Genomic DNA, 26,122 nt, shown 5'->3' on the forward strand with positions numbered 1-26,122 from the left:
TTTAGTCCTTAGTCGGCAACAAAAGCGACGCATCCCCGTAGGAAAAGAAACGATACTCCCGGGCAATCGCATGGGCATAAATCGCCCTGATCCGTTGGACCCCCATCAGTGCGGATACCAGCATCATCAGCGTCGACTTGGGCAAATGAAAATTCGTCATCAACCCATCGGCAATCTGAAACTGAAACCCCGGCGTGATAAAGATATCCGTCGGCCCGTCCCATGGTTGCAGCACACCATCCGTCGCCGCACTCTCGATCAGGCGCAGCGCCGTGGTGCCCACGGGAATGACCCGGCCACCAGCCGCTTTGGTGGCGTTGATCTCTTCCGCCGCAGTCGCGGTCACCTCGCCCCATTCCGCATGCATCTTGTGATCGCGCACATCATCCACCTTGACCGGTAGAAACGTGCCCGCCCCCACATGCAATGTCACATGAGTGAACTGCACGCCGCCGGCCTCAAGGGCCGCCAGAAGCGGGCCATCAAAATGCAGCGACGCGGTGGGGGCCGCCACAGCCCCTGACCGGCGCGCCCAATAGGTCTGGTAGTCCTGCTTGTCGGCCTCATCCGCCGGACGCTTGGCCGCGATGTAGGGGGGCAAGGGCATCGCCCCGACCTCTGTCAGCGCGGCATCAAAATCGTCGCCAGACAGGTTGAAATGCAGGTAAGCTTGGCCATCCGCCCGGCCCATCACTGTGGCAGACAACCCACCGGAAAAGACAATGATCTCACCATCCCGGATTTTCTTCAGTGGTTTGACCAACGCCGCCCAATCGCCATTCGCCTGCGGCTCCAGCAAGGTCACCTCGATCCGGGCCGATGTCGCACCCGCCTCGCCCGTCCGGTGGCGCAAACCCGTCAGACGTGCCGGGATCACCTTGGTATCATTCAGCACCAGCCGATCACCGGGGCGCAAAATCTCCGGCAGGTCCGACACGATCCGGTCGGCAATCGCATCGCCCTCCGCCAGCAACAGCCGCGCCGATGACCGGGGGCGCGCAGGGCGGGTCGCGATCAGCCGCTCGGGCAGCTCAAAATCGAATTCACTGAGTTTCATTGCCCGATCACCGGGGCTGGACGGCGGAAAATCTCGCGGAACATCCCCGGCGTCAGTGCCGAAAGCGGGTTGACGCTCACGATAGGGGCGATGGCGGAGCCAGTGATGTTAAAGTTGAACCCGATCAACCCCTCACCCCGACGGGTCAGAACTGATCCGATTGAATTCACGAGGTAAAATGGTGACACGACGCCCTGCAGGTCCAGTTGTTTGCTGGCCAGCGTGTAGATGCCATCCACCGAAATGCCAAGACCAGGACCCACGGCACTGGCTTCGGTCACGATCACCTGCGCCGGGGTCAGCCGAAACCGCGCGTCAATCTCGTCAAAGGACAGGCCCTGCCCGTCCAGCTGTTGCAACAACCCCACCACGCTGATCGCATCCAGCAGGGCGGCCATCGTCGGGGCATCGCGCACCCGCAAACCACGCACGGCCAGAATACCGTCAAAACTGCCTGCACCGCCCGCTGGTAACAGCGTCAGATCAAGCGATCCGCCCAAACCATTGCGCATGAATCCCGCAGCCCGCGCCACACCGCCAGCATCATCGCTGACCAGCCGGACGGCTGACCGCCCGTTTCGGGGGGCAACTGACCCGCGCACCCGCGTCGCCCCGTTGACCTGACCACTGAACTGGCCTGAAAACCCGCCAGCACCATTGAAATCACCCTGAAAACCGGTCAGCGCAATACCCTCGGACACCTGCAACCGGTCCAGCCTGATCTGCACCGGACCGCCTTGCCCTTGCGACGGACCAAACCGCGCGCGGCGCAGATCGACCGTACCACCATCAATTTCCACTCCCACCGGTTGGCCCGGACCACGCCCGCGCAGGGTAATCGCCGCATCCAGCCAGTTGTCCACCTGCAAACGCTCAAACCGCGCGGCCTCCAATTGACGATCTGCATTCAGATCAACACGGCCATCCGCCTCCAGCCCCGGCGCGCGGATCGCGAGGGTCGCAATCTCCGGCACCGGTCCCAACGATCCTTCCACCAGCAACTCACCGGTTTGATCCGGGGCCTTGTCCCAACTCAAGGCGGCAATGCCAACACCCAGCCCCCGCATATCCGACTGCAGTGAAAAACGCGGTGGCGCGCCGGTTTGCAAATCAATCGTCAGATCGGCCATCGCTGCCCCACGGACAGAACCGGGCGGCAAGGCAATACCGAACTCATCCAGAAACCGCTCCGAAAGTTCCACCTCACCCTGCAACCGGCTTTGGCCCGCATGTTCAGGGCCGAACGCCTTGGACCAGACAACATCCACCGGCACGTCACCCACGCGCACCGGCCCGCCCACGGTCAGGCCACCACGATCCGCCGCAACCCGCATGCGCGGCGCGGCCAGCCTGCGGCCCGGCACCAGAACCTCGCTGCGGACACCTGTCAGGTCAGCGGCCATGTTGAAACTGATCTCTTCATTGGTGATGCGCGGCTTCAACGGCATCTCGATCCGGCCATCGACACGCGCGCGACCATCAACAAGTGTCACTGGCAGGTTGGCCTTGTCCAGAAACTCAAACGGGCGCTGGTTGAGCACCGAAAGCACCGCAGTGGCCGAACTGGCAATGCGCAGATCCAGCACGGCCGGCGGATTGGGGACGCCCATTTCCGGGATCGCAAAGACCGACCCCGCCAATTGCATCTGCCCACCTTGGGGCGGTGCCGCAATACCGTCATCCAAGGCAATGACCAGACGTTTGCCAATAATCGACACCGTGCCGGTGCCGTCATCAATCGGCGGCATGGTCCGCATGAACTGCACCCTGGCACCGTCAAAACCAAAATTAGTCGCAAACTGGGGGGCAGAACCCGGCGCAATCCGCAAACCCGCCACAGCATCCACAATCCGGCCTTCAGTCACGTTTTTTTCGAACCAGCCACGGGTCCGGGGTTTGACGCTGACCGGCCAATAACGCAGCAAATCCACAACCGGGCTTTGATCAATCGACGCATCCATCGCCACGCGCCAGCCTGCATCCGTGGCCCTGACCTCGCCTGTCGCGGATACACGGGTCGGGCCGTCGGTCAAAACCAACTGGCCGACATCAACCGCAAACGGGGCAAAGCGAAGCCTGACATCTACCGCCGCCTCAGCCACCGTCACCGGCGCATCATATAGCTCTGCCGGATTGACCGCGACATCGGTCAGACGAAACTGTGCCAGCAATGCCTGCGGCAACCCATCGCGAAATTCGCGCAAATAGGCATCCCCAGTGGCCCGCAACCGACCCCATTCGGTTTCAAGCGATATGTCGCTGAACGCGATCCTGTCGCGCGCCGGATCATAGGTCAGATAGGCCTTGGCCGCGTCAAACTTCACCGGCTGGGTGGCCGGGTTGGGCTGCAAGGCACCCGCCCCGATCTCCAGCACACCGTTCAACGGCCCCAGCGCGCCCTCGCTATCCAGCTCGGTACGCAAGGCGGCGGTGATCGGGGCGTCCACATCACTCAGCCAACTCAGTGCGGGGGATTGTGTGGCGATGTCACTGGCGACGGCATCGCTGATATTCAGACCCAGTTGTGCAGACCGGCTTCCGCGCGGGCTGCGATAGGACAGATTAACCGTTGTGACCTCTGCCCGCCCGGACAAAAGGGCAAATTCACCACGCAGCGCGGTTTCACCGCCACGCAGGTCCAGCGTCAGGTTGCCGCCATCCACGACCCAGCTGCGGCGGGCACGGGCATCATCGAAGTTCACGATCAGGCCACCGGCCTCGACAATCTCCAGCGCTTCCAGTTGTGGACGCTCCAGCAAGGCATCCGCCTGATCCAGAAGTTCCGCCAAGGATTCCGCCTGCCCGGTCGTCGGCGCGCCTGATCCAAATGCCACGGCCACCGATCCGTCCCGTGCCCGGCGCAGATTGATCTGGGCACCGGTCACTCTGATCTCTTGCAGCAGCACCTCGCGCTGAATGATCAGACCACGGGGCGACATCAGACCTTCGGCGACAGGGACGCGGCTGATCAAGGTGCCATTGGCATCGCGCAACTGCACATCCGTCAGGCGAACCGTCGGGTGCAGATCACGACCGACATTCAGGCTGATCTCGCCAAAACGCAGATCGCCACCATTCAACAACTCCGCCGCCCGCGCCTCGATCCGGTCAACAATCCAGTCCGGCGCGCTGACATCGCGTTCCAGCAAAATAATGCCAGCAGCAGCCGCAAAAAAGATCGGCGTCAGCGATAACCAGACAAAGGCACGCACCCAGAACAACCAATGATGCCAAACGGGGCGCGGCGCAGCGGCCACCTCTGGGTCGTCGGTTTTTTCGGCCTCTGTCACATCAGCTCCGCTCACCGCGTCAACATACCCTTTATCTTTGCCCGTAGCGGGCTAAAACAAAACCACGAAAACGCGTTACTGCAAAAGGATGCCCAAATGACAAATCCCGCCGTGGGTGACACCGCCCCCGACATCAGCCTGCCACGCGACGGAGGCGAAATTGTGAAATTGTCAGATTTCAGTGGCAAGAACGTCGTGCTGTATTTCTACCCCAAGGACGACACGCCCGGCTGCACCAAAGAGGCGATTGGCTTTACTGACAATGTCGCCGCCTTCGATGGTTTGAATACCGTGATCCTCGGTGTCTCCAAGGACAGTGTGAAAAAGCACGACAAATTCATCGCGAAACACGAGCTGAAGATCGCCTTGCTGTCCGATGAAGAAGGCGATGTATGCGAACGCTATGGCGTCTGGGTCGAAAAGAACATGTATGGCAAGAAATATATGGGCATCGAACGGGCGACCTTTCTGATTGGTGCCGACGGCAAAATCATGCAGGTCTGGCGCAAGGTAAAAGTCCCCGGCCATGTGGACGCGGTGCTTGATGCGGTCCGCGCGCTGTGACACTGGCGGAAATGGCCGTCGCGGTGCTGACCACCGCCGATGGCCGCGAAAAAACAGCCCTGTCGCGCAAATACGCGGCGGAGTGGCAGGCGGCACGGCACGCAGGCCAGACCCCGGCCATCGGCCAAGCCAAACCACCCGCGCGCCCGTCACGCCCCGCCAAGCCGGACCTTTTGGACCCGCGCGATGTTCCCCATCGCAAACCGGGGTCAGAGGCGGGGCGCACAGCACTTTTGCACGCCGTCGCCCATATCGAACTGAACGCAGTCGACCTGCATTGGGACATCATCGCGCGCTTCACCGACACCACACTGCCGATTGGCTTCTACGACGACTGGGTCAAGGCGGCGGACGAAGAATCAAAACACTTCAACCTGATGTGCGACTGCCTTGAAGCACTTGGCAGCCATTATGGCGCCCTGCCCGCCCATGCGGGCATGTGGCGGGCCGCCGAAGACACCGCTGACGATCTGATGGGGCGGCTGGCCGTGGTGCCGATGGTGCTTGAGGCACGCGGGCTGGACGTGACCCCCGGCATGATCAAGATCTTCAAACAGGCCAAACTGACCCAGGCCGTCGAAGCGCTCGAAGTGATCTACGCAGAAGAGGTTCACCACGTCGCCTATGGCTCCAAATGGTTCCATTTCCTGTGCGGGCGGCACGACCTGGACCCCACCGGGGTCTTCCACGACCTCGTGCGCAAATACTTTCACGGCGGTCTCAAACCACCCTTCAACGAAGAAAAACGGGCCGAGGCGGGGATACCACCGGACTTTTATTGGCCGCTTGCCGCGAAAGCCAAAGTTTAGACACAACAAAGCCGCGAAAGATCGGCAAAAGCCCGCGCAAACGGGGCGTGGACAGCGCAAATCCCCCACTGCTGCTCAAAAATCTTGCAGCACCTGGTCTGTCTGTCTAACAGAGTATGACGACACCGGTTGGGGGACCGGTTTAAATGGGACGGGACGGGAAACGCATCGTGCGATCACGACTTACAGTAAGAATTCACGCGCTATTGGAACGGGTGTTTCCAGAAAGACGTCTCTTTCTGCGCTCTGACACCGAAACACGGTTCATTCGGCTGACACCGGAAACACAGCTGGTGGGCTGGACAGGATGTACCATCGTTGTCGCCTGGACAATCGTTGCCACAGCGATCCTTTTGATGGACAGCATCGGCGCCGGTAACTTCCGCGCGCAGGCACAACGCGACCAGATGACCTATGAACAGCGGCTCAATGCGCTTTCGTCCGAACGGGACATGCGCGCGGCCGAGGCGCTGGCGGCACAGGAACGGTTCAATTCCGCGCTGCAACAGATTTCGATCATGCAATCGGAACTTCTGGCCACCGAAGAAAAGCGGCGCGAACTGGAAACCGGGCTTGAGGTCGTGCAGGCCACATTGCGCGACACCATGCGCGCCCGTGAAGAAGTGCGCGACCAACTGGCCGAACTGACCGCCGAAACCGACGGACCCACCGTCGCAGCACTCAGCGAAGATGCGGCAGGCACCGTCGATCTACTGGCAAACGCCCTGGCCGAAACCGCCGCCGAACGCGACATGATCGCGGCTGATGCCGAATTCGCCATCGACCATGCGCAGGAAATGGAACTGGAACTGCGCCTGCTGCAGGAACGCAACGACCAGATCTTCCGCCAACTGGAAGAGGCGATGCTGGTCTCGGTCGAACCTCTGGATGAGATGTTCCGGGCCGCTGGCATGAACCCTGAAAACCTGATCAGTCAGGTGCGGCGCGGCTATTCAGGCACCGGCGGGCCGCTGACACCGCTGCAATTCTCGACACGCGGCGGCACGCCGGACCCCGATGCATTGCGGGCAAACGCCATCCTGACCTCCATGGACCGGATCAACCTCTACCGGATTGCCGCCGAAAAGGCCCCGTTCTCGATCCCGGTCAAATCGAACTTCCGCTTCACATCCGGCTTTGGGCCGCGCTGGGGGCGGATGCATTCGGGCACCGACTTTGCCGGCCCGATCGGCACGCCGATCTATTCGACCGCGGATGGCGTTGTAACCCATGCTGGCTGGTCATCAGGTTATGGACGCCTGATCAAGATCCGGCACGAATTCGGAATTGAGACAAGATACGCACACTTGAACTCCATGGATGTCACCGTGGGTCAAAGAGTCTCGCGTGGCGAGCGAATTGGTGCTATGGGCAATTCCGGACGGTCAACAGGACCACACCTTCACTACGAGGTTCGCGTTGGGGGCGAGCCAGTCAACCCAATGATCTATATAAGAGCGGGACAAAATGTTTTCTAAATCCAAAATCAACGAACCCGGCCCAAAAGCGGCCGACAATGCGGAAGCTGCCAAAACCGCACCAGCCAAAACAGGTGCCCCAGCAGCCAAGCCGCCTGCATCGGTACTTTCTGCCGATCTGCTGATCACCGGTAACATCAAGACAACCGGTGACGTGAATGTCGAAGGCCAGGTCGAAGGCGACGTGCGCGCACACCTCCTGACCGTCGGCGAAGGCGCCACGGTGAAGGGCGAAGTCGTTGCTGACGATGTTGTGGTCAATGGCCGCGTCGTAGGCCGTGTGCGCGGCCTCAAGGTCCGCCTGACATCGACCGCACGGGTCGAGGGCGACATCATCCACAAAACAATCGCCATCGAAAGCGGCGCCCATTTCGAAGGCTCCGTGCAGCGTCAGGACGATCCGCTGGCAACAGGTGCCAAGAAAATGCCAACGACTGCGGCACCGGCTTCAGCACCTGCCGCGGCATCTGCTGATAAGCCCAAAAGCTGATCAGGTGACCAATCCGGTTTAGAAAGGGCGCCCTCGTGGCGCCCTTCTTCGTGTGTCTGCCTGCAACGGCGCTTACCTGCTGAACAACAGCCGCAAACCCAAGCCGCCCAACACACAGGCTGCAAAACGGTCAATATACAGCCTTGCCCGCATATATGCCCTGCTGACGGCGACACTGCTCATGGCAAAGGCAAGCCCGGTATAGAACATGGTCTCGACAGCCAGATGATTGACAACGACAAGCGCGTTCTCGGCCATCGTCATGCCCGGCGGAAAGATGACAACCAGAACCGCCGCCGCAAACAGCACGGATTTCGGGTTCAGGATATTGATCATCACACCCCGCCAGAACGCGTTGCCGGCCTTGGCGTCGGTAGACTTGATCGGGTCACGCGCGCCGACCCACATGCCATAGGCGATGTAGATCAGATATGCAGCACCCAGCGTCTTGACCAGCGTATAGGCCCACGGAAACAAGACAAAGATCGCCTCAAGCCCAAGAAGGGCGGCAAGCGTCCACAGTGACGCAACCATCGCCAAACCGAGGCCGATTATCACACCTGACTGCCTGCCTGAACTCAATGTCGTCCTGATCGCAACCAGCAGCGCCGGACCCGGGCTGACAATGGCGGCAATCAGCGCCACGTTAAACGCGACAAGATGTGAAAACTCCATGGAACACTCCGTTTTGCGTTCCACAGTGGAATGCACCCAGCGAATGTCAACACACAGCCCCCGCCACTGATCCACCTGCGATCAACATAACTAAGAAATCAGCAGAAGAAGGTGCAAAATCAGGCCAATGCCTTTCGGTACAGGTGCCATGTTGCATGCCCCAGCACCGGCAACACGATCATCAATCCCAGAAACCACGGCAGCAGCGCCAGCAGGGTCAACACCGCAATCAGCACTGCCCAGACCAGCATCACAAGCAGGTTGGCCCGCACTGTCTGCATGCTAACCAGCATGGCGGTAACAAAATCCACCTCGCGGTCCAGCACCAAGGGCAGGCTCACAACCGTCAATGAGAACAGCAAGAACGCCAGCACCGCCCCCACCACCAGTTCGACCCCAATCATCATCAGCCCGTTAACTGTGAAAAACACATCCCAGCTTTCCGACACATTGGTCATCGTCGAAAGCCCCATGAACAGGGCAAACAGCATATGGGCCAGAAAGGTCCAGAACAGGAAGTAGATCACAATGATCGCGCCCAGCCACGGCAATTGGCGTGTGCGTTCGGCCCAGACGATGCCCAGCACACCACCCCACTCCAATGGCTGATCCTTCTCCATCCTGCGGCTGACTTCGTACAGCCCCGCCGCCGCAAAGGGTGCCAGCAGCGGAAAGCCCAGCGAGGTCGCCAAGGTCCATGTCACATGCCCTGCCCCCAGCCACAGCATGAAGAACCCGCCAAGCACATAGACCGCGCTGAAAAACAGGCCGAACTGCGGCGCACGCCGGAAATCGGCCAGCCCGGCGCGCAGCACCGCACCGATATCCGCAAGGTGCAAAACTTGGATCTCGGGCCGCGCGGCCCCGCCGCTCATTGTGTCAGCTGATGCCATGCCAAGCCTCCCCCAATTGCAGCACACCGATATCATCGCGCGGACGCCCGGCAATTTGCAAGCCCATCGGGCGCGGTCCGGTCATCGGCACGGCGAGGCATGGCAACCCGATCAGGCTGACAGGCACGACCACTTCCATCCAGCGGTGATAGGTCTCCATCATCACGCCACCCACTTCCTTGGGCCAATCCCAGTCCACCGGAAACGGCCAGCATTGCGCGGTAGGCAGGACAAACGCATCATATTCATCAAACAATCTGACCACAGCCCGGAACCAGTCCGACCGGATCGCACTGGCGCGCTGGATTTCCGCCCCCGACAGGGCGCGCCCACGCTCCACCTCCCACACCGCCTCCGGTTTCAACTGATCGCGCATCGCCGGTTGATCATAGATCGGGCCCAACTTCGCCGCGACGGCCCAGGACCGCAGCGTGATCCACGCCTCCCACAACGCAGCAGCATCAAAAGGCGGCGACACCTCCTCAACCACGCACCCCGCATCCGCGAACCGGGCAACCCCTTCGGCACAAGCCTCCAGCACACCCGCCTCCATCGGATAGGCGCCACCCCAGTCACCCAGCCAGGCAATCCGGCGTCCGGCCACATCCGCCTGCACATGGTCCATGAACGGCTCATCCGGCAACCCAAAGGGCTGGCGGGGATCAGCGCCCGCCTGCACATCCAGCAGCATCGCTACATCACGCGGACAGCGGGCCATGGGGCCATTGGTGGATAGCTGGTGCAAAAACATATCACCCACAGGCTCTGCCGGGACCGGCCCCCATGTGGGCCGCATCCCGTAAACACCGTTCCAACCCGCAGGATTGCGCAGACTGCCCATCATATCCGATCCATCCGCCAGACAGACCATACGCGTCGCCAACGCCACTGCAGCCCCACCCGACGATCCACCAGCCGTACAGCCCGGCAGCAACGCGTTCTGAGTCGCCCCGAACACCGGATTGTAAGTGTGACTGCCCAATCCGAATTCCGGCGTATTGGTCTTGCCGATGATGATGGCGCCCGCATCCTGCATCCGCTGCACCATGATGTCGCTCGTCGGCGCAGGCTTGCCCGCAAACAGGGGCGATCCCATCGAGGTCGGCAACCCCGCCACATTGGCCAGATCCTTCACCGCCATCGGCATCCCGTGCAGCGGACCCTTGGCAGGAACCATATCCGCTGCCCGCGCTTCGGCCATCAGCTCCGCCTCTGGGCGTAAGGATACGATGGCGTTCACCGATGGGTTCACCAGCGCCACACGATCCAGCGTCGCGCGCATCAGTTCAACGGCTGTGATCTGCCCCGCCGCGATTGCGGCAGACAGTCGATACGCATCCCATTCCAGAAACTCTCCCATGCCGACATCCAATCCCGGCAGGACGGGATTGGCAAGCTATTCGGCGTTCGCGGCTTCCCGGCCCTTGCCGGACATATCCATCGCCAGCGTTGCGGCCATGAGACCATCCAGATCGCCATCCAGAACACCCTTGGTGTCGGATGTCTCGTAACTCGTTCGCAGGTCCTTCACCATCTGGTAGGGTTGCAGCACATAAGACCTGATCTGGTTGCCCCATCCTGCATCACCCGCGCTTTCATGCGCCTCATTGACAAGGGCAGAGCGTTTATCCAACTCGATCTGGTACAAACGCGATTTCAGCGCCTTCATGGCGATATCGCGGTTCTGGTGCTGGGATTTTTCGGAACTTGTCACCACGATGCCCGTTGGGTGGTGGGTGATCCGCACGGCGGAATCGGTGGTGTTGACGTGCTGGCCACCGGCACCCGAGGACCGATAGGTATCAATACGAATATCCGCCGGGTTCACCTCGATCTCGATATTGTCATCGACGACCGGATACACCTTGACCGACGTAAACGACGTGTGGCGCTTGGCTGCACTGTCAAACGGCGAAATCCGCACCAATCGATGCACACCGCTTTCCGATTTCAGCCAGCCATAGGCGTTATGGCCACTGATCTTGTAGCTGGCGGATTTGATCCCGGCCTCATCACCCGCCTGCTCTGACTGCAGCTCGACCTTATACCCCTTCTTTTCGGCCCAGCGGACATACATGCGCGCCAGCATGTTGGCCCAGTCGCAGGACTCTGTCCCACCGGCGCCAGCATTGATCTCCAGAAACGTGTCATTGCCATCGGCCTCACCATCCAGCAGCGCCTCCAGCTCTTTCTGGGCAGCCTTGTCCTTCAGCTTGACGAGGGCCGCTTCCGCCTCGGCCACAACCTCGGCATCGTCTTCCATCTCGCCCAGCTCAATCAGTTCGCGATTGTCTGACAGTTCCTGATTGATGCTGTCGTAATTGGCCATCGCATCCACCAGCATCTGGCGGTCGCGCATCAGCTTCTGGGCCGCCTCGGGATCATCCCACAAGGTGGGGTCCTCGACACGGGCATTGAATTCTTCCAGCCGATGCGGCGCGGTTTCACGATCCATCCGCTGGGCAAGCAGGGCCAGCGACTTCTCAATCGCCTCCACGGTATTCTGGATTTCTGCGCGCATGGGGCACCTTTGGACTGAACTGATCAGGGGGTCATAACGCGGGTTTTGAACCGCAGCAAGCAGGCTTCGGTCAGTACAGCCCGCCCGATGACAAGGTGCCAAATGTGGCCTTCGGTCCAACCGTTGCGGTGCTGCCGGTCGATGTGGTCACCTGACGGCCAGTGCGCGGCACTTCATCAAACAACGGCAGGTCAGCTGCCATCGCGAACCCACCATCAAACATGATGCCAAACAGCGGCTCCTCGCCAGGGCGGAAGCATTCGGCAATCACATTGTCACCCGATGCACCATCAGGCAGACGCGCCCCGCTGAACCGGTCAATATTGATGAACTGGCAGCTTTCGGGCACCGCAAAACGACCACCACCGAATTTTTCGATGGCATCGGTCATGAAGCGGTTGAACACAGGGCCACAAATCCCGCCGCCAGAGGCACCACGGCCCAGCGTGCGTGGCGTGTCATAACCAATATAGCAACCGGCGACGATATTGGACGAAAAGCCAACAAACCAGACATCCTTGGCGTCGTTGGTCGTACCGGTCTTGCCTGCAATCGGCACCGGCAGATTGATGGCACTGCGGGCGGTGCCGCGATCCACCACACCCTGCATCATGGAAGTCAGCTGATAGGCCGTGATCTCATTCATCACCCGGTCGCGGTTTGACGTGATGCGCGGGGCTTCCCCGGCAGGCAGGTTCGCATCCGTGCAATCTTCGCAAATGCGCTGGTCATGGCGATAAACGGTGTTGCCAAAACGGTCCTGTACGCGGTCCACCAAGGTGGGCTCCACCCGCTCGCCGCCATTGGCGAACATCGCATAGGCGGCGACCATCTTGAACAGGGTCGTCTCGTCCGAGCCAAGCGAGGCGGCAAGCACCCGGTTCATGTCCTGATACACGCCAAAGCGTTCGGCATACCGGCCAACGGTATCAATCCCGATCTCCTGCGCCAGACGAATAGTCATCAGGTTCCGCGACCGTTCGACGCCGGTGCGCAGCGGGGTCGGGCCGTAAAACTGGTTCGACGCGTTCTTGGGGCGCCACGTCCCTTGCGGCGTGTTGATCTCAATCGGGGCGTCGACAACGATGGTTGCAGGCGAATAGCCACTGTCCAGTGCGGCGGCATAAACAAAGGGCTTGAACGATGAACCGGGCTGACGCTGCGCCTGCGTAGCACGGTTGAACACCGAATGTTGATAGCTGAAACCACCCTGCATCGCGATGACACGGCCGGTGTTGACATCCATCGCCATGAACCCGCCCTGCACTTCGGGCACCTGCCGCAATGTCCAGCGGATAAAGGCGCCATCGCTGTCCTGCGTCATCTTGCGGACATGGACGACATCGCCGGGGGTGAAATTTTCAAAGAAATCGCCACGCATCCACTGAATATCCTCACGCGGGATAACCTGCGGCTCGGCGTCGGTGTCCAGCAGCCCTTCGATACCAATACGCAACTGGTTCTCGGTCACTTCCAGCACAACAGCCGGATACCACTTGTTGCCCAGTTCAACGTCACGGGCCACATCGACTTCGCTTAGGGCGGCGCGCCATGTGGCCTCATCTGCCAAAGCATCTTCGGGAATTGTCTTGCCGGTCCCTCGCCATTCCGCCGTGCTGCGGTCAAACTCTTCCAAGGCCTGCTGCAGGGATTGCGCCGCAGAAACTTGCAATTCGGGATCAACCGTCGCGCGGATCGACAGCCCGCCGGAAAAGAACTCTTCCTGGCCAAAGTTCTGGCTCAGCTGGCGGCGAATTTCATCGGTGAAGTAATCGCGATCCGGCAGGTTTTCGCGGAAGCTGGGATAATCGCCACCCTGCACTGACAAAAGCGGTGCTTCACGCTCTGCATTATAGGTCGCCAGATCAATATAGCCGTTTTGATACATCAGGCGCAGTGTATTGTTGCGCCAGAAAAGGGCTGTATCTCGATCATTCACCGGGTGGCGGTTGCTCGGGGCTTTGGGAAGCGACGCCAGATAGGCAGCCTCACCGGGGGTCAGCGCACTCAGCGGTTTGTTGAAATAGGTCAGCGCCGCAGCTGTCACACCATAACTGTTCTGACCCAGAAAAATCTCGTTCAGGTAAAGCTCAAGAATACGCTCCTTGGGCATCGCGCCTTCGATCCGAGCCGCCAGGATGATCTCTTTGATCTTGCGTTCCGCCGACCGGGAGCCATCCAGCAAAAAGTTCTTCATCACCTGCTGGGTGATGGTCGACGCACCGCGCACATCTTCCCCCCGCGACTGCACCGCATCGACAAAGGCAGACAACATGCCCATCGGATCATAGCCAGCATGGGTATAGAAATTCTTGTCCTCAGCCGAAATAAAGGCCTGCTTGACGATATCCGGGATCTCCTCGGCTGGGGTAAACAACCGGCGCTCGACCGCGAATTCATCAATGATCCGGCCTTCGCCGGAATAGATCCGGCTGATCGTCTTGGGGGTGTATTGCGACAATGTCTCGTAACTCGGCAGGTCACGGCCATACATATAAAAAATGCCGCCAAGGGTCAGCGCGCCCATGATCGTGCCAAGGGTCAGCAGCGTAAAAATGCCGCCAAAGAAATTGAGGATAAAGCGCAACACGACGGTCAGATGTCCTTGATGATCTGCTCTGCTTATACGCGGCCCACCCGCAATGGTCAAAAGGCCAAATGTCGCTTTCGGCCAGAAGACGCCACGCCACCGATCACTTTTTCAAACCCCCTTGAAACGGATCATGATCCGGGTCAGTTCAGCGGCATGAAAGCACAAGATGTCATCCCGACCTACGAGCGTGTGGGGGCCGAATGGGCCCGACAACGCAACCGCAACCTGATGGAAAAGGCCTGGCTGGACCGGATGCTGGCCGCCGCACCCCGCGATACCGGGGTGGTCCGGGTTCTTGATATCGGCTGCGGTTCGGGCAAACCCATTGGCAGCTATCTGGCAGAACGCGGCGCACAGTTGACCGGCGTTGATGCCACCGATTGCATGACGGCGCTTTATCCCGAAAACGTGCGGGGCGCCGAAGCGATCAAGACAGATATGCGGGGTCTGAAACTCGACCGGCAATTCGACGCTTTGCTGGCCTGGAACAGTTTCTTTCACCTTTCCGCCGACGACCAGCACGCCATGTTCACCACATTCGCCGCCCACGCAGCACCTGGCGCTGCCTTGATGTTCACCTCCGGGCATATAGCCGGCGAAGCGATTGGAGAGGTCGCTGGCGCACCGATTTACCATGCGTCGCTGGCGCCTGACGACTATCGCGCGCTCTTGTCCGAAAACGGATTCAAGGTCCTGCGTTTCGTGCCAGAGGATCCCACATGCGGCGGCCACACGATCTGGCTCGCCCAGTTCCGCAGGGCCTAGCCCTCATGGGCGGCGAAAGCCGCCACGGCATCAGCAATCGCCCGAACCAGCGGCGACCGGCCTTCGGCATCCAGCAGGCGCTCGCGGTCACGAGCATTCGACAGAAACCCTGCCTCAACCAGCACACTGGGAAAATCAGCCGCCGACAGCACGGCGAACTGCCCCTCTCTGCGGGGCCGCGCGTTTAAACGCACGCCACGATCCCGCATCTGTTGCACCAGCAAATCGGCAAAGCGCTGGCCTTCGGGCCCCGTATCCCGCCGGGCGACATCCAACAGCACGGTCGCCACCTGATCCCCCTGCCCGGTCAGATCGACACCTTCCAGCAAGTCCACCCGCTCATGCCGCTCTACCATCCGTCGCGACGCCGCATCGCCGCCATCCTTGCCCAGTGTATAGACAGACGCGCCCTGCGCCTCGTCCTCTTCCAATGCATCGGCATGAAGCGAAATCAACAGATCTGCGCCGGCTGTCCGGGCAAGGCTGATCCGGCGGTCCAGCGACACGAAATCATCCGCCTCGCGTGTCAGGACCACCTGCACACCCTCCATATCCGCCAGCGCTGCGGCCACTTCGCGGGCCAGTTGCAGCATCAGCGGCGCCTCCTGCACACCGCCCCGATCCGCCCCCGGATCAATGCCGCCATGGCCCGGATCAATGGCCACGACAAACCCGGCATCAAGCACTCCTTCCTCCGGCAGGTTCGCGTCCGCCTTCAGGCCAGAACTGCGCGCTGACGCTGCAAACGCCGCGACCGAACTCCGCTCCATAACAATCGTCAAATCCGCGCCCTGCGGCACGGTCAGCATGCCCGCCTCTGCCACGGCCATCGGCTCTGCCAACGTGACAACCAGCCGCGACCAGCCATCCGGCATCGACTCCAATCGCAGGTTGGTCGCCCGCCCCGGCTCCAGCACGCCAGACAGGTCAACGCCATCTCCACCCAACCCCTCAAACTCCAGAACCAGGCGGCGCGGATCATCCAGCGTGTAAACCCGATACGGCGTGACATCACTCAACACCAGCTCAACCCGCAGGCTCCACCAGCCATCACGCACCACGCTGCGGGCGGGATCAATCCGGACCTCCGCCCAGACCGATGACGCGCAGAACAGCAGTATCGCCACCAGCCGGATCATGCCCGCCGCGCCGCCATAAATGTGGCCAGCCGCTCCAGCCCTTCGCGAATATCATCTGTTGACCGGGCATAGGAAAACCGCAACCAGCGATGGCCACGGGCCGCATCGAAATCGAGGCCAGGTGTCACCGCCACCCCCGCCTGATCGAGTATCTCGGCGGCAAAGGCCCGGGCATCATCCGTATAGGCCGACACATCGACATAGACATAAAACGCGCCATCCGGTGGCGCGAACCGGTCCAGCCCGGCGGCCTTCAGCCCGTCAATCATCAAAGCGCGATTGGCGGCATACACCGCCTTGTTCGCCTCCAGCTCATCCGGGCAATCCATCGCATGCAACGCCAGCCGCTGCGAGGCATGCGGGGCGCAGATGAACATATTCTGCGCCAACCGCTCCACCCGGCGGACATGATCAGACGGGACCACCATCCAGCCGACACGCCAGCCCGTCATCGAAAAATACTTGGAAAACGAATTGACGACATAGACCTCATCCGTGACCTGCAAGGCGGTCACAGGCTGCGCGTCGTAATCAATGCCATGATAAATCTCGTCCGAAATCAGCGCAGCATCACGCGCCTGACAGGCACCAGCCAGTGCCGCCAGCGCATCCCGGTCCAGCATCGTGCCTGTGGGATTGGCAGGCGATGCCACGATCAACCCCGCAAGATCATGGGCGGCCACATCACCCGGCAAAGGCTGAAACCGTTGTGCAAAAGTGGTGGGAATATCGACCGGTGTCAGACCCACGGCCTTCAAAATCTGGCGATAGGACGGATAGCAGGGTGTGCCCAACCCCACCCGCTCGGCATTGTCGAACAGGGCCGAAAACGCCAGCAGAAACGCCCCCGATGCGCCACTGGTGATGACAACGCGGGCCGGGTCCAGATCGACACCGTACCAATCGGCATAATGGGCAGCGATGCGGGCGCGCAAGGCAGGCAGGCCCAGACCGACAGTATACCCCAACGGCTCGCTCAGTTCCTCCGCCAATCGCGCGCGCGCGGCAGCGGGGGCACCGGTGCCGGGCTGGCCTACCTCCATATGGATGATATGACGGCCCGCCTCCTCGGCCTGACGGGCGGCCTCCATCACATCCATCACGATAAACGGATCCACCTCGCCCCTTGTCGCGTGTCGCATCTGCTGCCTCATTTCTTTGACGCCTGTTTGCCCCTCACCGGCATGTGACGTCAATGCACCTTGGCAATTTCCGGCGGATGTGGTCTGACGGGGCGACCCATCCCGCAAGGAGCCACCCATGAAACTCCGCCTCGCCCTGCCCCTGACACTCGCCCTCGCCAGCCCGCTGGCAGCCCTTGATCTGGACGCGATGAGCGATGAGGAGCGGGCGCAATTTCAGGCCGAAATACGCACCTATCTTCTGGAAAACCCCGAGGTGATTGCCGAGGCCATCACAGTCTTGCGCGCGCGCGAAGAGCTGGCGCAACAGCAGAACGATACGCTCATGGCGCAGACCTTCGCCGATGATCTGTTCAACGACGGGCATTCCTTTGTGGGCGGCAACCCGGACGGCGACATCACCGTGGTCGAGTTCATGGATTACCGCTGCGGCTTCTGCAAACGGGCCTTCCCTGAAATCGAAGCACTTGTCGCGAGCGACGCCAATATCCGCTACGTGATCAAGGAGTTCCCGATCCTGGGCGAACAATCAGTGCTGGCGTCACGCTTTGCCATTGCCACGCAACTGGTCGCGGGGGACGAGGCCTATAAGGACGTCCACAACACCTTGATGGAATTCCGAGGCGATATCTCAGCGCAAAGCCTCACACGATTAGGGGATACGCTTGGCCTTGATACGGCAGCCATCAACGCCCGGATGGACGACCCGATAGTCACAGAAATCCTCTCCAAAAACCGCGCCCTGGCGCAGCAACTACAAATCAGCGGCACACCAACCTTCGTCTTTGATGACCAGATGGTGCGGGGCTTCGTGCCACTCGCCGAGATGGAAGAACTGCTTGCCGAACTGCGCAGCGAATAGCTGGCGACACAGCCGCTAATACAAAGCATTGACCGATATCAATGCCGCCGCATCCGTTTTTGTGAACAAGGGCGGCATGGATCATGCAGCCCTTCTTGATTGGCTCAACACCGGCGACGCTGCTATCCGCTACCAGACGCGGCGGGACCTGCAGGGCGTTGATGATCCCGCACTAAAGGCAAGGATCGCCACTGATGGATGGGGCAAGCAATTCCTCGACCACCGCAATGCGGACGGGACGTGGGGCAGGGATTTCTATCAGCCAAAATGGACCAGCACACACTACACCTTGCTGACATTGTGCAATCTGGGCTTCCCGTCCGATCACGCGAAGATACGAAAAACCGTCGCCGAAATCGCACCTATGATGATCGCCGGTGACGGCGGGATTGGCACGTCCCGCGGGCTCAACAAAAGCGATGTTTGCGTCAATGGCATGTATCTGAACTACGCCAGCCATTTCAGGGCGCCCCAATCACAGCTGACATCGGTAGTGGATTTCCTGCTGGCCGAACGAATGCATGACGGCGGCTTCAACTGCATGCGCAACCGGTCCGGCGCGCATCACAGCTCGGTGCATTCAACCTTGTCAGTTCTGGAAGGGATCAAAAGCTACCTGAAAAATGGCTATCAGCATCAAAACGCAGCGTTGCAGGAGGCCGCCAAAACGGCCCAAGAGTTCCTGCTGATACACAGGCTCTACAAATCCGACCGGACAGGGCGGATCATCCACCCTGCTTTCCTGACATTCGCCGTCCCGGCCTATTGGCGCTACAACATCCTGCGTGCGCTCGACTATTTCCAAAGCGTGGGCCACCCTTACGACACGCGCATGGCCGACGCATTAGACGAAATCATCAAGAAGCGGACCCGTGACGGACAATGGCGCCGTATGGCGGCCCAACCGGGCCAAGTGTTCTTCACGATGGAGGCGCCGCGAAAACCCAGCCGCTGGGTGACGCTCATGGCAATGCGTGTCCTGCAAGCCTATCCACAAGCTGCGATGGGCTGAAACCTATCTTACATCGTAGTACCATTTGCTTGCCGGAGCATTACCGTGTCGTAAGATGGGTCTTGACCCATCCTACTCTGCCGCCTCCACAGCACTCGCTGCCTCGATTTCCGCCGCCTTCTTTTCCACCTGCTCAACGATATGTTCGATCATATCATCGTTCGACTGCTTGTGGCTCTGCTTGCCTGCCAGATAGACCATGCCCGACCCGGCCCCGCCGCCGGTGAAACCGACATCGGTCATCAGCGCCTCACCCGGCCCATTGACCACGCAACCGATGATCGACAGCGACATCGGTGTCTTGATATGTTCCAGACGCTTTTCCAGCGCCTCGACCGTCTTGATCACGTCAAACCCCTGTCGGGCACAGGACGGGCAGGAAATGATGTTCACACCACGATGACGTAAACCCAGCGATTTCAGGATCTCATAGCCCACCTTCACCTCTTCCACCGGATCGGCGGACAGGCTGACGCGGATCGTATCACCGATCCCCATCCACAACAGATTGCCCAAACCAATGGCCGATTTGATCGTACCCGATGTCAGGCCGCCCGCCTCGGTAATCCCCAGATGGATGGGTGCATCGGTCGCCTCGGCCAATTGCTGATAGGCAGCGGCAGCCATGAACACATCCGACGCTTTACAGGAAATCTTGAATTCGTGGAAATCATTGTCCTGCAGAATCTTAATATGATCCAGACCACTTTCCACCATCGCATCCGGACAAGGCTCGCCGTACTTATCCAGCAGATGCTTTTCCAGGGACCCGGCATTCACGCCGATGCGGATCGAGCAATTATGATCCCGGGCGGCCTTGATGACCTCCTTCACCCGCTTCTCATCGCCGATATTGCCCGGATTGATGCGCAGGCAGGCTGCACCCGCCTCGGCCGCCTCGACCCCGCGCTTATAGTGAAAATGTATATCCGCCACGATCGGCACGGACACTTCGGGAACAATCTGCTTCAGCGCCGCACTCGACGCCTCATCAGGCACCGAAATCCGCACGATATCCGCACCCGCATCAGCCGCCGCCTGCACCTGCGCAATCGTGACCTTCACATCAGTGGTCAGGGTATTGGTCATCGTCTGCACGGTAATCGGCGCATCCCCGCCGACAGGCACGTTTCCGACCATGATCTGACGGGATTTCCGGCGATAGATATTCCGCCAAGGACGGATATGGTTCAGGGACATCAGGTCAGTTCCGACTGCAATGGGTATGCCGCCAACCTAGTCAGCAATGGGACAGGCAGCAAGTCGGCCCAAGTGCGATTATTCGTCCGCCTGCACTTCGGCGACATTCACGATCTCGGCCAGATCATCGTCAGCGGTCAGGTCTGCCACGGTATATGCAGCGGTCAGGCTTTCCGGCGTCAGGCTGACATTTGACGTCACCACACCGCGGTCGCCCACAGGACCGTAATGCACGCCGTTCACCGCGAAATACATCGCCCCGCTTTCACCCACACGCAGCGTCGCGGGCTCCTCGGTCGCTGGCACGACAAAGTTCTGGCCCGGCTCCATGACACCTTCAAAGATCACCGTGCCATCAGCCGCGCGCACACGGACCCAAGCCGGACGGACAGCAACCAACTGTACCTCCGGCACCGGCGGTTCAACCACCTGCACCGGTGGGGCGGCACGTTCAGGCAACGCGGCATTCGCAAAATTCACCGCAGGCTCGGTGCGCACCTCTGGCACCAGCGCGCCAATGCTGCCCGGGGCCAGTGTGGAAATCGGCGCATCGCGGGCGACCAGAACCGGCACATCCAGCGCCTGCGGACGATAAAGACGATCCAGTGCCTCGGCGGACGGGGCATCAAACCCGGCCAGCGCATCGCTTGTTTGTATAGCGTTTGAGGCCCCGGCAAGCGGATCCAGATCAGACACGACAACCGGTGTCTGCTCGACCGGGGCAAACTGCACCTTCTGCACTTCCTGCAGAACGGTCCAGCCACCGTAGCCCAAACCACCGATTAACGCGATCAGCACCAGAACGGACCCGATGGCGCGCGGTTCGATCTGCGACAGCACGGCCTCACCCGCCGGAATGAAGGGGGTCGAGGATTCGGAAAAGATGTTTTTGCCCAAGGGCCCAACAGCTGGTTCACCCGATTTCGGCTTCAGCGACGACGCCTGCGCCGACATCCCATGCGCCGTGGCAAACCCGCTTTCCTTGCAAAAGGTGGCAAAGGTCTCATCAGGGTCCATGTTCAGGTAACGTGCATAAGAGCGCACGTAACCCGCGATAAACCCTGGAGTATCAAAAGCAGAAGGATCGGCGTTTTCAATCGCCGCAATATAAGAGGCCTTGATCTTCAGCTCGCGCTGAACATCCAGCAGGCTCTTGCCCATCGTTGCGCGTTCGCCGCGCATAACGTCGCCCAAACGAAGCTCGTAGTCGTCAAACCCTTTGGCCTGCCCGCCATCAGCTGCGTCATCGCGCCTGAAGCTCTTCCCGATCATCGACTGTCCCGTCGCTTACTGCCCCCAGGCACCCGCAAACCGAATCAAATCGTCGTGAATACCTGTGAAACCAATAACATATCCACAGGGATCATGCACATCGTGAAAAAGTGTTAACCGGCCAGATCAGCACGATTAAGCGCACAGTGTGACCAAAGACCATCCAATGCCCCCACCAACGCGTCCATTTCGCGCGGCCCATGAACCGGCGACGGGGTAAAGCGCAGACGCTCTGTTCCGCGCGGTACAGTGGGGAAATTGATCGGCTGAACATAGATGCCGTAGTCGGTCAGCAGCATGTCCGACAATTGCTTGGTATGCACGGGATCACCCACAATCAGCGGCACGATATGGCTGCCATGGTCAATGATCGGCAGGCCAAGCCCCTTCAAACGCAGCTTGAGGATCTTCGCTTGTGTCTGATGTTGCGCGCGCAACGCCTGATCCGTTTTCAGATGGGCAACAGAGGCCGCAGCACCCGCCGCGACAGCAGGCGGCAGCGACGTGGTAAAGATAAAGCCCGGCGCATAAGACCTTATCGCATCACACATTTTTGCAGATGCGGCGATATAGCCACCCATCACACCATATGCCTTGGCCAGGGTCCCATTGATGATATCAATCCGGCCCATCAGCCCATCACGCTCGGCCACGCCGGCCCCGCGCGGGCCATACATGCCCACCGCATGCACCTCATCAATGTAAGTCAGCGCAACAAACTCATCCGCCAGATCGCAGATCTCTTTGATCGGCCCAAAATCGCCATCCATCGAATAAATCGACTCGAACGCGATCAGTTTGGGCGCGGCGGGATCATCGGCTTCCAGAAGCTCACGCAGATGGTCCAGATCGTTATGGCGGAAAATCCGCTTTGCCCCGCCATTGCGACGGACGCCTTCGATCATCGATGCATGGTTCAGCGCATCGGAATAAATAATCAGTCCGGGGAACAGCTTGGGCAGCGTACTTAACGTGGCGTCATTGGCGATATAGGCGCTGGTGAACAGCAACGCGGCTTCCTTGCGATGCAGATCAGCCAGTTCTGCTTCCAACCGCTTGTGATAAACGGTCGTGCCGGAAATGTTGCGGGTCCCACCCGAACCAGCGCCAGTGGCATCAATCGCCTCATGCATCGCTGCCAGAACAACGGGGTGCTGGCCCATACCCAGATAGTCATTACCGCACCACACCGTCACCGGCTGTTCGGAGCCGTCAGGCTTGCGCCATGTGGCATGGGGAAACTGGCCGCGCTTGCGCTCGATATCGATAAATGTCCGATAGCGGCCTTCGTCATGCAAACGGGCAATCGCGGCATCCAGTTGGGCGGTATAATCCACTGGGTATTCCTTCTTCCTCGTTACAAAGACAGCCCCACAGAGCCAAACTTTGAATCGTTCTAATGGTCATATAGGGTCAAATCCCCACGGGCAATACGCTACAAACTGTCGCCCTGCGTCATCAAAATGTGACAACCACACTACGCCAGCCATGATCTGGATCAAGTCAGGGATGCCCTACCCCCCAGCCCACGGATAAACCGCTTCAAAGTAGGCATCAGCAGCCTCGCGCAGCCGTGCCTGCCCACCGTACCGGGCAAGCTCTGCTTCCAAATCATCGTAACCTGGTAAATCCGGATGGGTCTGTGCTTGCGCGATCGGCATGCCGGTGGCCATCATATCGCTAATCAGTTGGTACCGATGCAGATGGATGCCCACAGCTTTTTCCAGGGTTTGACCCATTTCAGGCAACCCAATCTGCTCCATCGCCTGACGCAGTTCCCAGCCGCGAAATGGCGGCGTCTCACCAAAGCTGTCTAGATGCGCAAGGCCCTGATCACCCAGCATGGTCTCTGCTAGGGCGAGTGGTCCAATGGCGAACCCCTCAGGCTCAAGCAGCACGTCACCCGCCTCTCGCTTTGTTTGGGCAAAATCGCGCACAGTCGCGTAATATGCGGCATTTGCAGGCCGCGCGGCATGCCGCACCATAATCTCGGGAACGCCCAAGGCCTCCTGCCGGTCGCGTTCGATCTGACGCGCGATCTCGGCATCAATCTCTGCCGCCGTGGCGCCGGGCCCAAGACGGGCGGCGACATTGGCGCGCCGCTCTTCAAGGAATCGTTTTTGCAGATTTTCGGTATTGTTGCGAAAGAATGGTTTCAGCAGACCAACCAGCACCCCACCAACAATGCCAAACGCTATCGCAAAAGCCAGACGTTCTCGCCCGCCAAAGACGTCATAAACCCAGATGTCCCAGTATTCTTGCCACATGTCCCGTTCCCCCTGCGGCCTTCCCTTGGGCGTCAGACGTAGCAGAGCATCACGGCTTGGCAAAGCTGCCACGCCTTTTGGATTGACCCTCGCGGCAATCCTGCCACCCTGCGCGCAAATCAGACCAAACAGGTGACCCATGACACTCGACCCCGTCCTCGCCCGCATTGACGCCGACCTGCCGCACGCCACCGACCGGCTGCTGGACTTGCTGCGCATCCCGTCCATCTCAACCGACCCGGCCTACAAGGATAAATGCGATCAGGCGGCGGACTGGCTGGTCGCTGACCTGCAATCCATCGGGTTTAACGCCTCCAAACGGCCCACACCGGGGCACCCCATGGTCGTGGCGCATTCCGGTGGCGACGGGCCGCATATCCTCTTCTACGGGCATTACGACGTGCAACCGGTGGACCCCTTGAACCTCTGGGACCGGGACCCGTTTGATCCGCAAATCGAAGACACCGCCAACGGCAAGGTCATCCGGGGGCGCGGCTCATCCGACGACAAAGGGCAACTGATGACCTTCGTGGAGGCCTGCCGCGCCTGGAAAGCCGAACATGGGAAACTCCCCGCCAACATCACCATCTTCTTTGAAGGGGAAGAGGAATCAGGCTCCCCCTCCCTCACCCCCTTCATGGAAGGAAACGCCGATGAACTGACCGCCGACATCGCCCTGATCTGCGACACCGGGCTTTACGGCGACAGCACACCGGCCATCATCACGCAGCTACGCGGGCTGCTGGGCGAGGAACTGACCATCACCGGCCCCAACAAGGACCTGCATTCGGGCATGTATGGCGGCCTCGCCATGAACCCGGCACGGGTGCTGGCCCGGATCATCGCCAGCCTGCATGACGACACAGGACGGATCACCGTACCTGATTTCTACGACGGCGTGCCCGAACTCTCCAACGAACTCGCTGCCGCATGGGACGACCTGAAATTCGACGAAAAACACTTCCTGGGCGAAGTCGGGCTCTCCGAACCCGCCGGCGAACAAGGGCGGCGGCCGCTCGAAATGCTCTGGTCGCGGCCTACATGCGAGGTCAACGGGATGTGGTCCGGCTATACCGGCGACGGCTTCAAAACCGTCCTACCCAGCGAAGCGCATGCCAAAATCAGCTTCCGCCTGGTCGGCACCCAAGACCCGCTGAAAATCCGCGAAAACTTCCGCAAGATGGTGCAGGACATGCTGCCACCCGACTGCTCAGCCGCATTCAGCGACCACGGGGCCAGCGCCGCTGGGCAAATGACCACCACCCACCCCGCCTTCGATCAGGCGCGCAAGGCGCTCTCCGACGAATGGCCCAACGCGGCGGCTTATGTCGGCTGCGGCGGCTCCATCCCCATCGCGGGGCATTTCAAGGACATCCTGAACATGGACGCCATGCTGATCGGCTTCGGCAAGGACGACGACCAGATCCACTCACCCAACGAAAAATATGACCTGTCGTCTTTTCATAAAGGGATCAGAAGCTGGGCACGCATCCTGCACGCAATGACGGACAGCACCGAATAACGACCACCAGCTATCGCGATTGCTGACAATAATATCGAACCGCCTGACCAAATGGATTCACGACAATGATCAGCCCGCCGGCCTGTGGCACCCATTCCACCCGGAACCGGGCACCGCTCGCTGTATCGGTGAAATCGGCAAACTGGTTTTCGCCGGAAAAGGTGTAATAGGCCGTCGGCGTCTGCAGGTCTCCAGTGACCCATGTGTTGCTGCCCTGCCCGCCGATGACGGAAATATCGCCATTCACGCTGCCGACAATGCCTGTCCCGCCAATCGTTTCAAGCGTTGCGCGCAGCCACCCCTGCTGCCCTTCGATATCGCAGACATAGCGCACCTGCGTGACCTGCGCCGTCGCAGCATTACCAAAGCCAAGAATGATCGAAAAAATGAGAATGAAGCGTTTCATAGCCACCTCCAAAAAACTGAAATCAATGGAGGCAGTATACACATCGTGGGATTTCCACGAAATCCGTACAGGATGAATTGGAGAAATGGCGCGGTTGACGGGGCTCGAACCCGCGACCCCCGGCGTGACAGGCCGGTACTCTAACCAACTGAGCTACAACCGCGC

The 26,122-nt window shown here is 60.1% G+C and carries 22 protein-coding genes and 1 tRNA gene; 8 read left to right on the forward strand and 15 right to left on the reverse strand.

Annotated elements, in window-relative coordinates; genetic code table 11:
- Position 1: 1 nt before the first annotated feature.
- A complete protein-coding gene (queA, locus tag ACFWW4_RS08920; protein WP_411890508.1) occupies positions 2-1,057 on the reverse strand; it encodes a tRNA preQ1(34) S-adenosylmethionine ribosyltransferase-isomerase QueA in 1,056 nt (351 codons plus the stop codon).
- Positions 1,054-4,362 carry an AsmA-like C-terminal region-containing protein gene (locus tag ACFWW4_RS08925; protein WP_411890509.1) on the reverse strand — a complete coding sequence of 1,103 codons (3,309 nt, stop codon included), beginning with the start codon at positions 4,360-4,362 and terminating at the stop codon, positions 1,054-1,056. Before ACFWW4_RS08925 ends, queA begins: the two co-directional genes overlap by 4 nt.
- An 81-nt stretch (positions 4,363-4,443) precedes the next feature.
- Between ACFWW4_RS08925 and bcp the strand changes: the two genes are divergently transcribed.
- From bcp to ACFWW4_RS08945, 4 genes are all read left to right on the forward strand, one after another.
- A complete protein-coding gene (bcp, locus tag ACFWW4_RS08930) occupies positions 4,444-4,911 on the forward strand; it encodes a thioredoxin-dependent thiol peroxidase (RefSeq protein ID WP_411890510.1) in 468 nt (155 codons plus the stop codon).
- An 11-nt stretch (positions 4,912-4,922) separates the two neighbouring features.
- Positions 4,923-5,720, forward strand: a complete 798-nt coding sequence (locus ACFWW4_RS08935) for a ferritin-like domain-containing protein (protein WP_411890542.1) — start codon at positions 4,923-4,925, stop codon at positions 5,718-5,720.
- Positions 5,721-5,890: 170 nt separating this feature from the next.
- A complete protein-coding gene (locus tag ACFWW4_RS08940; RefSeq protein ID WP_393928717.1) occupies positions 5,891-7,198 on the forward strand; it encodes a DUF5930 domain-containing protein in 1,308 nt (435 codons plus the stop codon).
- Positions 7,188-7,688: a bactofilin family protein gene (locus tag ACFWW4_RS08945; RefSeq protein ID WP_411890511.1), complete on the forward strand. Its 501-nt coding sequence runs from the start codon at positions 7,188-7,190 to the stop codon at positions 7,686-7,688. Before ACFWW4_RS08940 ends, ACFWW4_RS08945 begins: the two co-directional genes overlap by 11 nt.
- A 72-nt stretch (positions 7,689-7,760) precedes the next feature.
- On the opposite strand, the gene ACFWW4_RS08950 is transcribed toward ACFWW4_RS08945, so the two are convergent.
- The 5 genes from ACFWW4_RS08950 to ACFWW4_RS08970 all read right to left on the reverse strand — a co-directional run bounded on the left by ACFWW4_RS08950 (position 7,761) and on the right by ACFWW4_RS08970 (position 14,367).
- Positions 7,761-8,363, reverse strand: coding sequence for a LysE family translocator (locus ACFWW4_RS08950; RefSeq protein WP_411890512.1), 603 nt, complete (start codon positions 8,361-8,363; stop codon positions 7,761-7,763).
- Between the two features lie 119 nt (positions 8,364-8,482).
- Entirely contained in the window at positions 8,483-9,256 is a 774-nt protein-coding gene (locus ACFWW4_RS08955) for a DUF2189 domain-containing protein (RefSeq protein ID WP_411890513.1), read from the reverse strand.
- Positions 9,243-10,616 (reverse strand): amidase, encoded by a 1,374-nt coding sequence (locus ACFWW4_RS08960; RefSeq protein WP_411890514.1) that lies wholly within the window; start codon positions 10,614-10,616, stop codon positions 9,243-9,245. Before ACFWW4_RS08960 ends, ACFWW4_RS08955 begins: the two co-directional genes overlap by 14 nt.
- A 36-nt stretch (positions 10,617-10,652) precedes the next feature.
- On the reverse strand, positions 10,653-11,777 hold the full coding sequence (prfB, locus tag ACFWW4_RS08965; RefSeq protein WP_411890515.1) for a peptide chain release factor 2: 1,125 nt from the start codon (positions 11,775-11,777) through the stop codon (positions 10,653-10,655).
- Between the two features lie 70 nt (positions 11,778-11,847).
- The gene (locus tag ACFWW4_RS08970) at positions 11,848-14,367 is read right to left on the reverse strand and encodes a penicillin-binding protein 1A (RefSeq protein WP_411890516.1); all 2,520 of its coding nucleotides are present in this window, start codon (positions 14,365-14,367) and stop codon (positions 11,848-11,850) included.
- 9 nt (positions 14,368-14,376) lie between these two features.
- Here ACFWW4_RS08970 and ACFWW4_RS08975 point away from each other — a divergent pair, with 9 nt between their 5' ends.
- Complete coding sequence (locus ACFWW4_RS08975; RefSeq protein ID WP_411890517.1) at positions 14,377-15,135, forward strand: class I SAM-dependent methyltransferase; 759 nt, start codon at positions 14,377-14,379, stop codon at positions 15,133-15,135.
- On the opposite strand, the gene ACFWW4_RS08980 is transcribed toward ACFWW4_RS08975, so the two are convergent.
- Positions 15,132-16,274 carry an N-acetylmuramoyl-L-alanine amidase gene (locus ACFWW4_RS08980; RefSeq protein ID WP_411890518.1) on the reverse strand — a complete coding sequence of 381 codons (1,143 nt, stop codon included), beginning with the start codon at positions 16,272-16,274 and terminating at the stop codon, positions 15,132-15,134. The genes ACFWW4_RS08975 and ACFWW4_RS08980 overlap by 4 nt on opposite strands.
- Positions 16,271-17,416: a pyridoxal phosphate-dependent aminotransferase gene (locus ACFWW4_RS08985; RefSeq protein ID WP_411890519.1), complete on the reverse strand. Its 1,146-nt coding sequence runs from the start codon at positions 17,414-17,416 to the stop codon at positions 16,271-16,273. Before ACFWW4_RS08985 ends, ACFWW4_RS08980 begins: the two co-directional genes overlap by 4 nt.
- Before the next feature lie 118 nt (positions 17,417-17,534).
- On the opposite strand from ACFWW4_RS08985, the gene ACFWW4_RS08990 reads away from it, so the two are divergent.
- The gene (locus ACFWW4_RS08990) at positions 17,535-18,278 is read left to right on the forward strand and encodes a DsbA family protein (RefSeq protein ID WP_411890520.1); all 744 of its coding nucleotides are present in this window, start codon (positions 17,535-17,537) and stop codon (positions 18,276-18,278) included.
- Positions 18,279-18,306: 28 nt separating this feature from the next.
- Entirely contained in the window at positions 18,307-19,290 is a 984-nt protein-coding gene (locus ACFWW4_RS08995) for a hypothetical protein (RefSeq protein WP_411890521.1), read from the forward strand.
- A 72-nt stretch (positions 19,291-19,362) separates the two neighbouring features.
- Here the strand turns inward: ACFWW4_RS08995 and ispG are convergent, their stop codons facing one another.
- The 4 genes from ispG to ACFWW4_RS09015 all read right to left on the reverse strand — a co-directional run bounded on the left by ispG (position 19,363) and on the right by ACFWW4_RS09015 (position 24,029).
- Complete coding sequence (gene ispG, locus ACFWW4_RS09000) at positions 19,363-20,490, reverse strand: flavodoxin-dependent (E)-4-hydroxy-3-methylbut-2-enyl-diphosphate synthase (protein ID WP_411890522.1); 1,128 nt, start codon at positions 20,488-20,490, stop codon at positions 19,363-19,365.
- A gap of 78 nt (positions 20,491-20,568) precedes the next feature.
- Positions 20,569-21,762, reverse strand: a complete 1,194-nt coding sequence (locus ACFWW4_RS09005; RefSeq protein ID WP_411890523.1) for a helix-turn-helix domain-containing protein — start codon at positions 21,760-21,762, stop codon at positions 20,569-20,571.
- 113 nt (positions 21,763-21,875) lie between these two features.
- Positions 21,876-23,099: a 5-aminolevulinate synthase gene (gene hemA / locus ACFWW4_RS09010; protein ID WP_411890524.1), complete on the reverse strand. Its 1,224-nt coding sequence runs from the start codon at positions 23,097-23,099 to the stop codon at positions 21,876-21,878.
- A 177-nt stretch (positions 23,100-23,276) separates the two neighbouring features.
- On the reverse strand, positions 23,277-24,029 hold the full coding sequence (locus ACFWW4_RS09015; protein WP_411890525.1) for a hypothetical protein: 753 nt from the start codon (positions 24,027-24,029) through the stop codon (positions 23,277-23,279).
- 139 nt (positions 24,030-24,168) lie between these two features.
- On the opposite strand from ACFWW4_RS09015, the gene ACFWW4_RS09020 reads away from it, so the two are divergent.
- Positions 24,169-25,551: a M20/M25/M40 family metallo-hydrolase gene (locus ACFWW4_RS09020; RefSeq protein WP_411890526.1), complete on the forward strand. Its 1,383-nt coding sequence runs from the start codon at positions 24,169-24,171 to the stop codon at positions 25,549-25,551.
- A 10-nt stretch (positions 25,552-25,561) separates the two neighbouring features.
- Here ACFWW4_RS09020 and ACFWW4_RS09025 read toward each other — a convergent pair whose 3' ends face one another.
- Both ACFWW4_RS09025 and ACFWW4_RS09030 read right to left on the reverse strand, forming a co-directional pair.
- On the reverse strand, positions 25,562-25,957 hold the full coding sequence (locus ACFWW4_RS09025; RefSeq protein WP_411890527.1) for a hypothetical protein: 396 nt from the start codon (positions 25,955-25,957) through the stop codon (positions 25,562-25,564).
- Positions 25,958-26,043: 86 nt separating this feature from the next.
- A tRNA-Asp gene (locus ACFWW4_RS09030) sits at positions 26,044-26,120 on the reverse strand.
- Positions 26,121-26,122 lie beyond the last annotated feature (2 nt).

The organism is Yoonia sp. SDW83-1 (assembly GCF_046762885.1).
Classification (GTDB): Bacteria; Pseudomonadota; Alphaproteobacteria; order Rhodobacterales; family Rhodobacteraceae; genus Yoonia.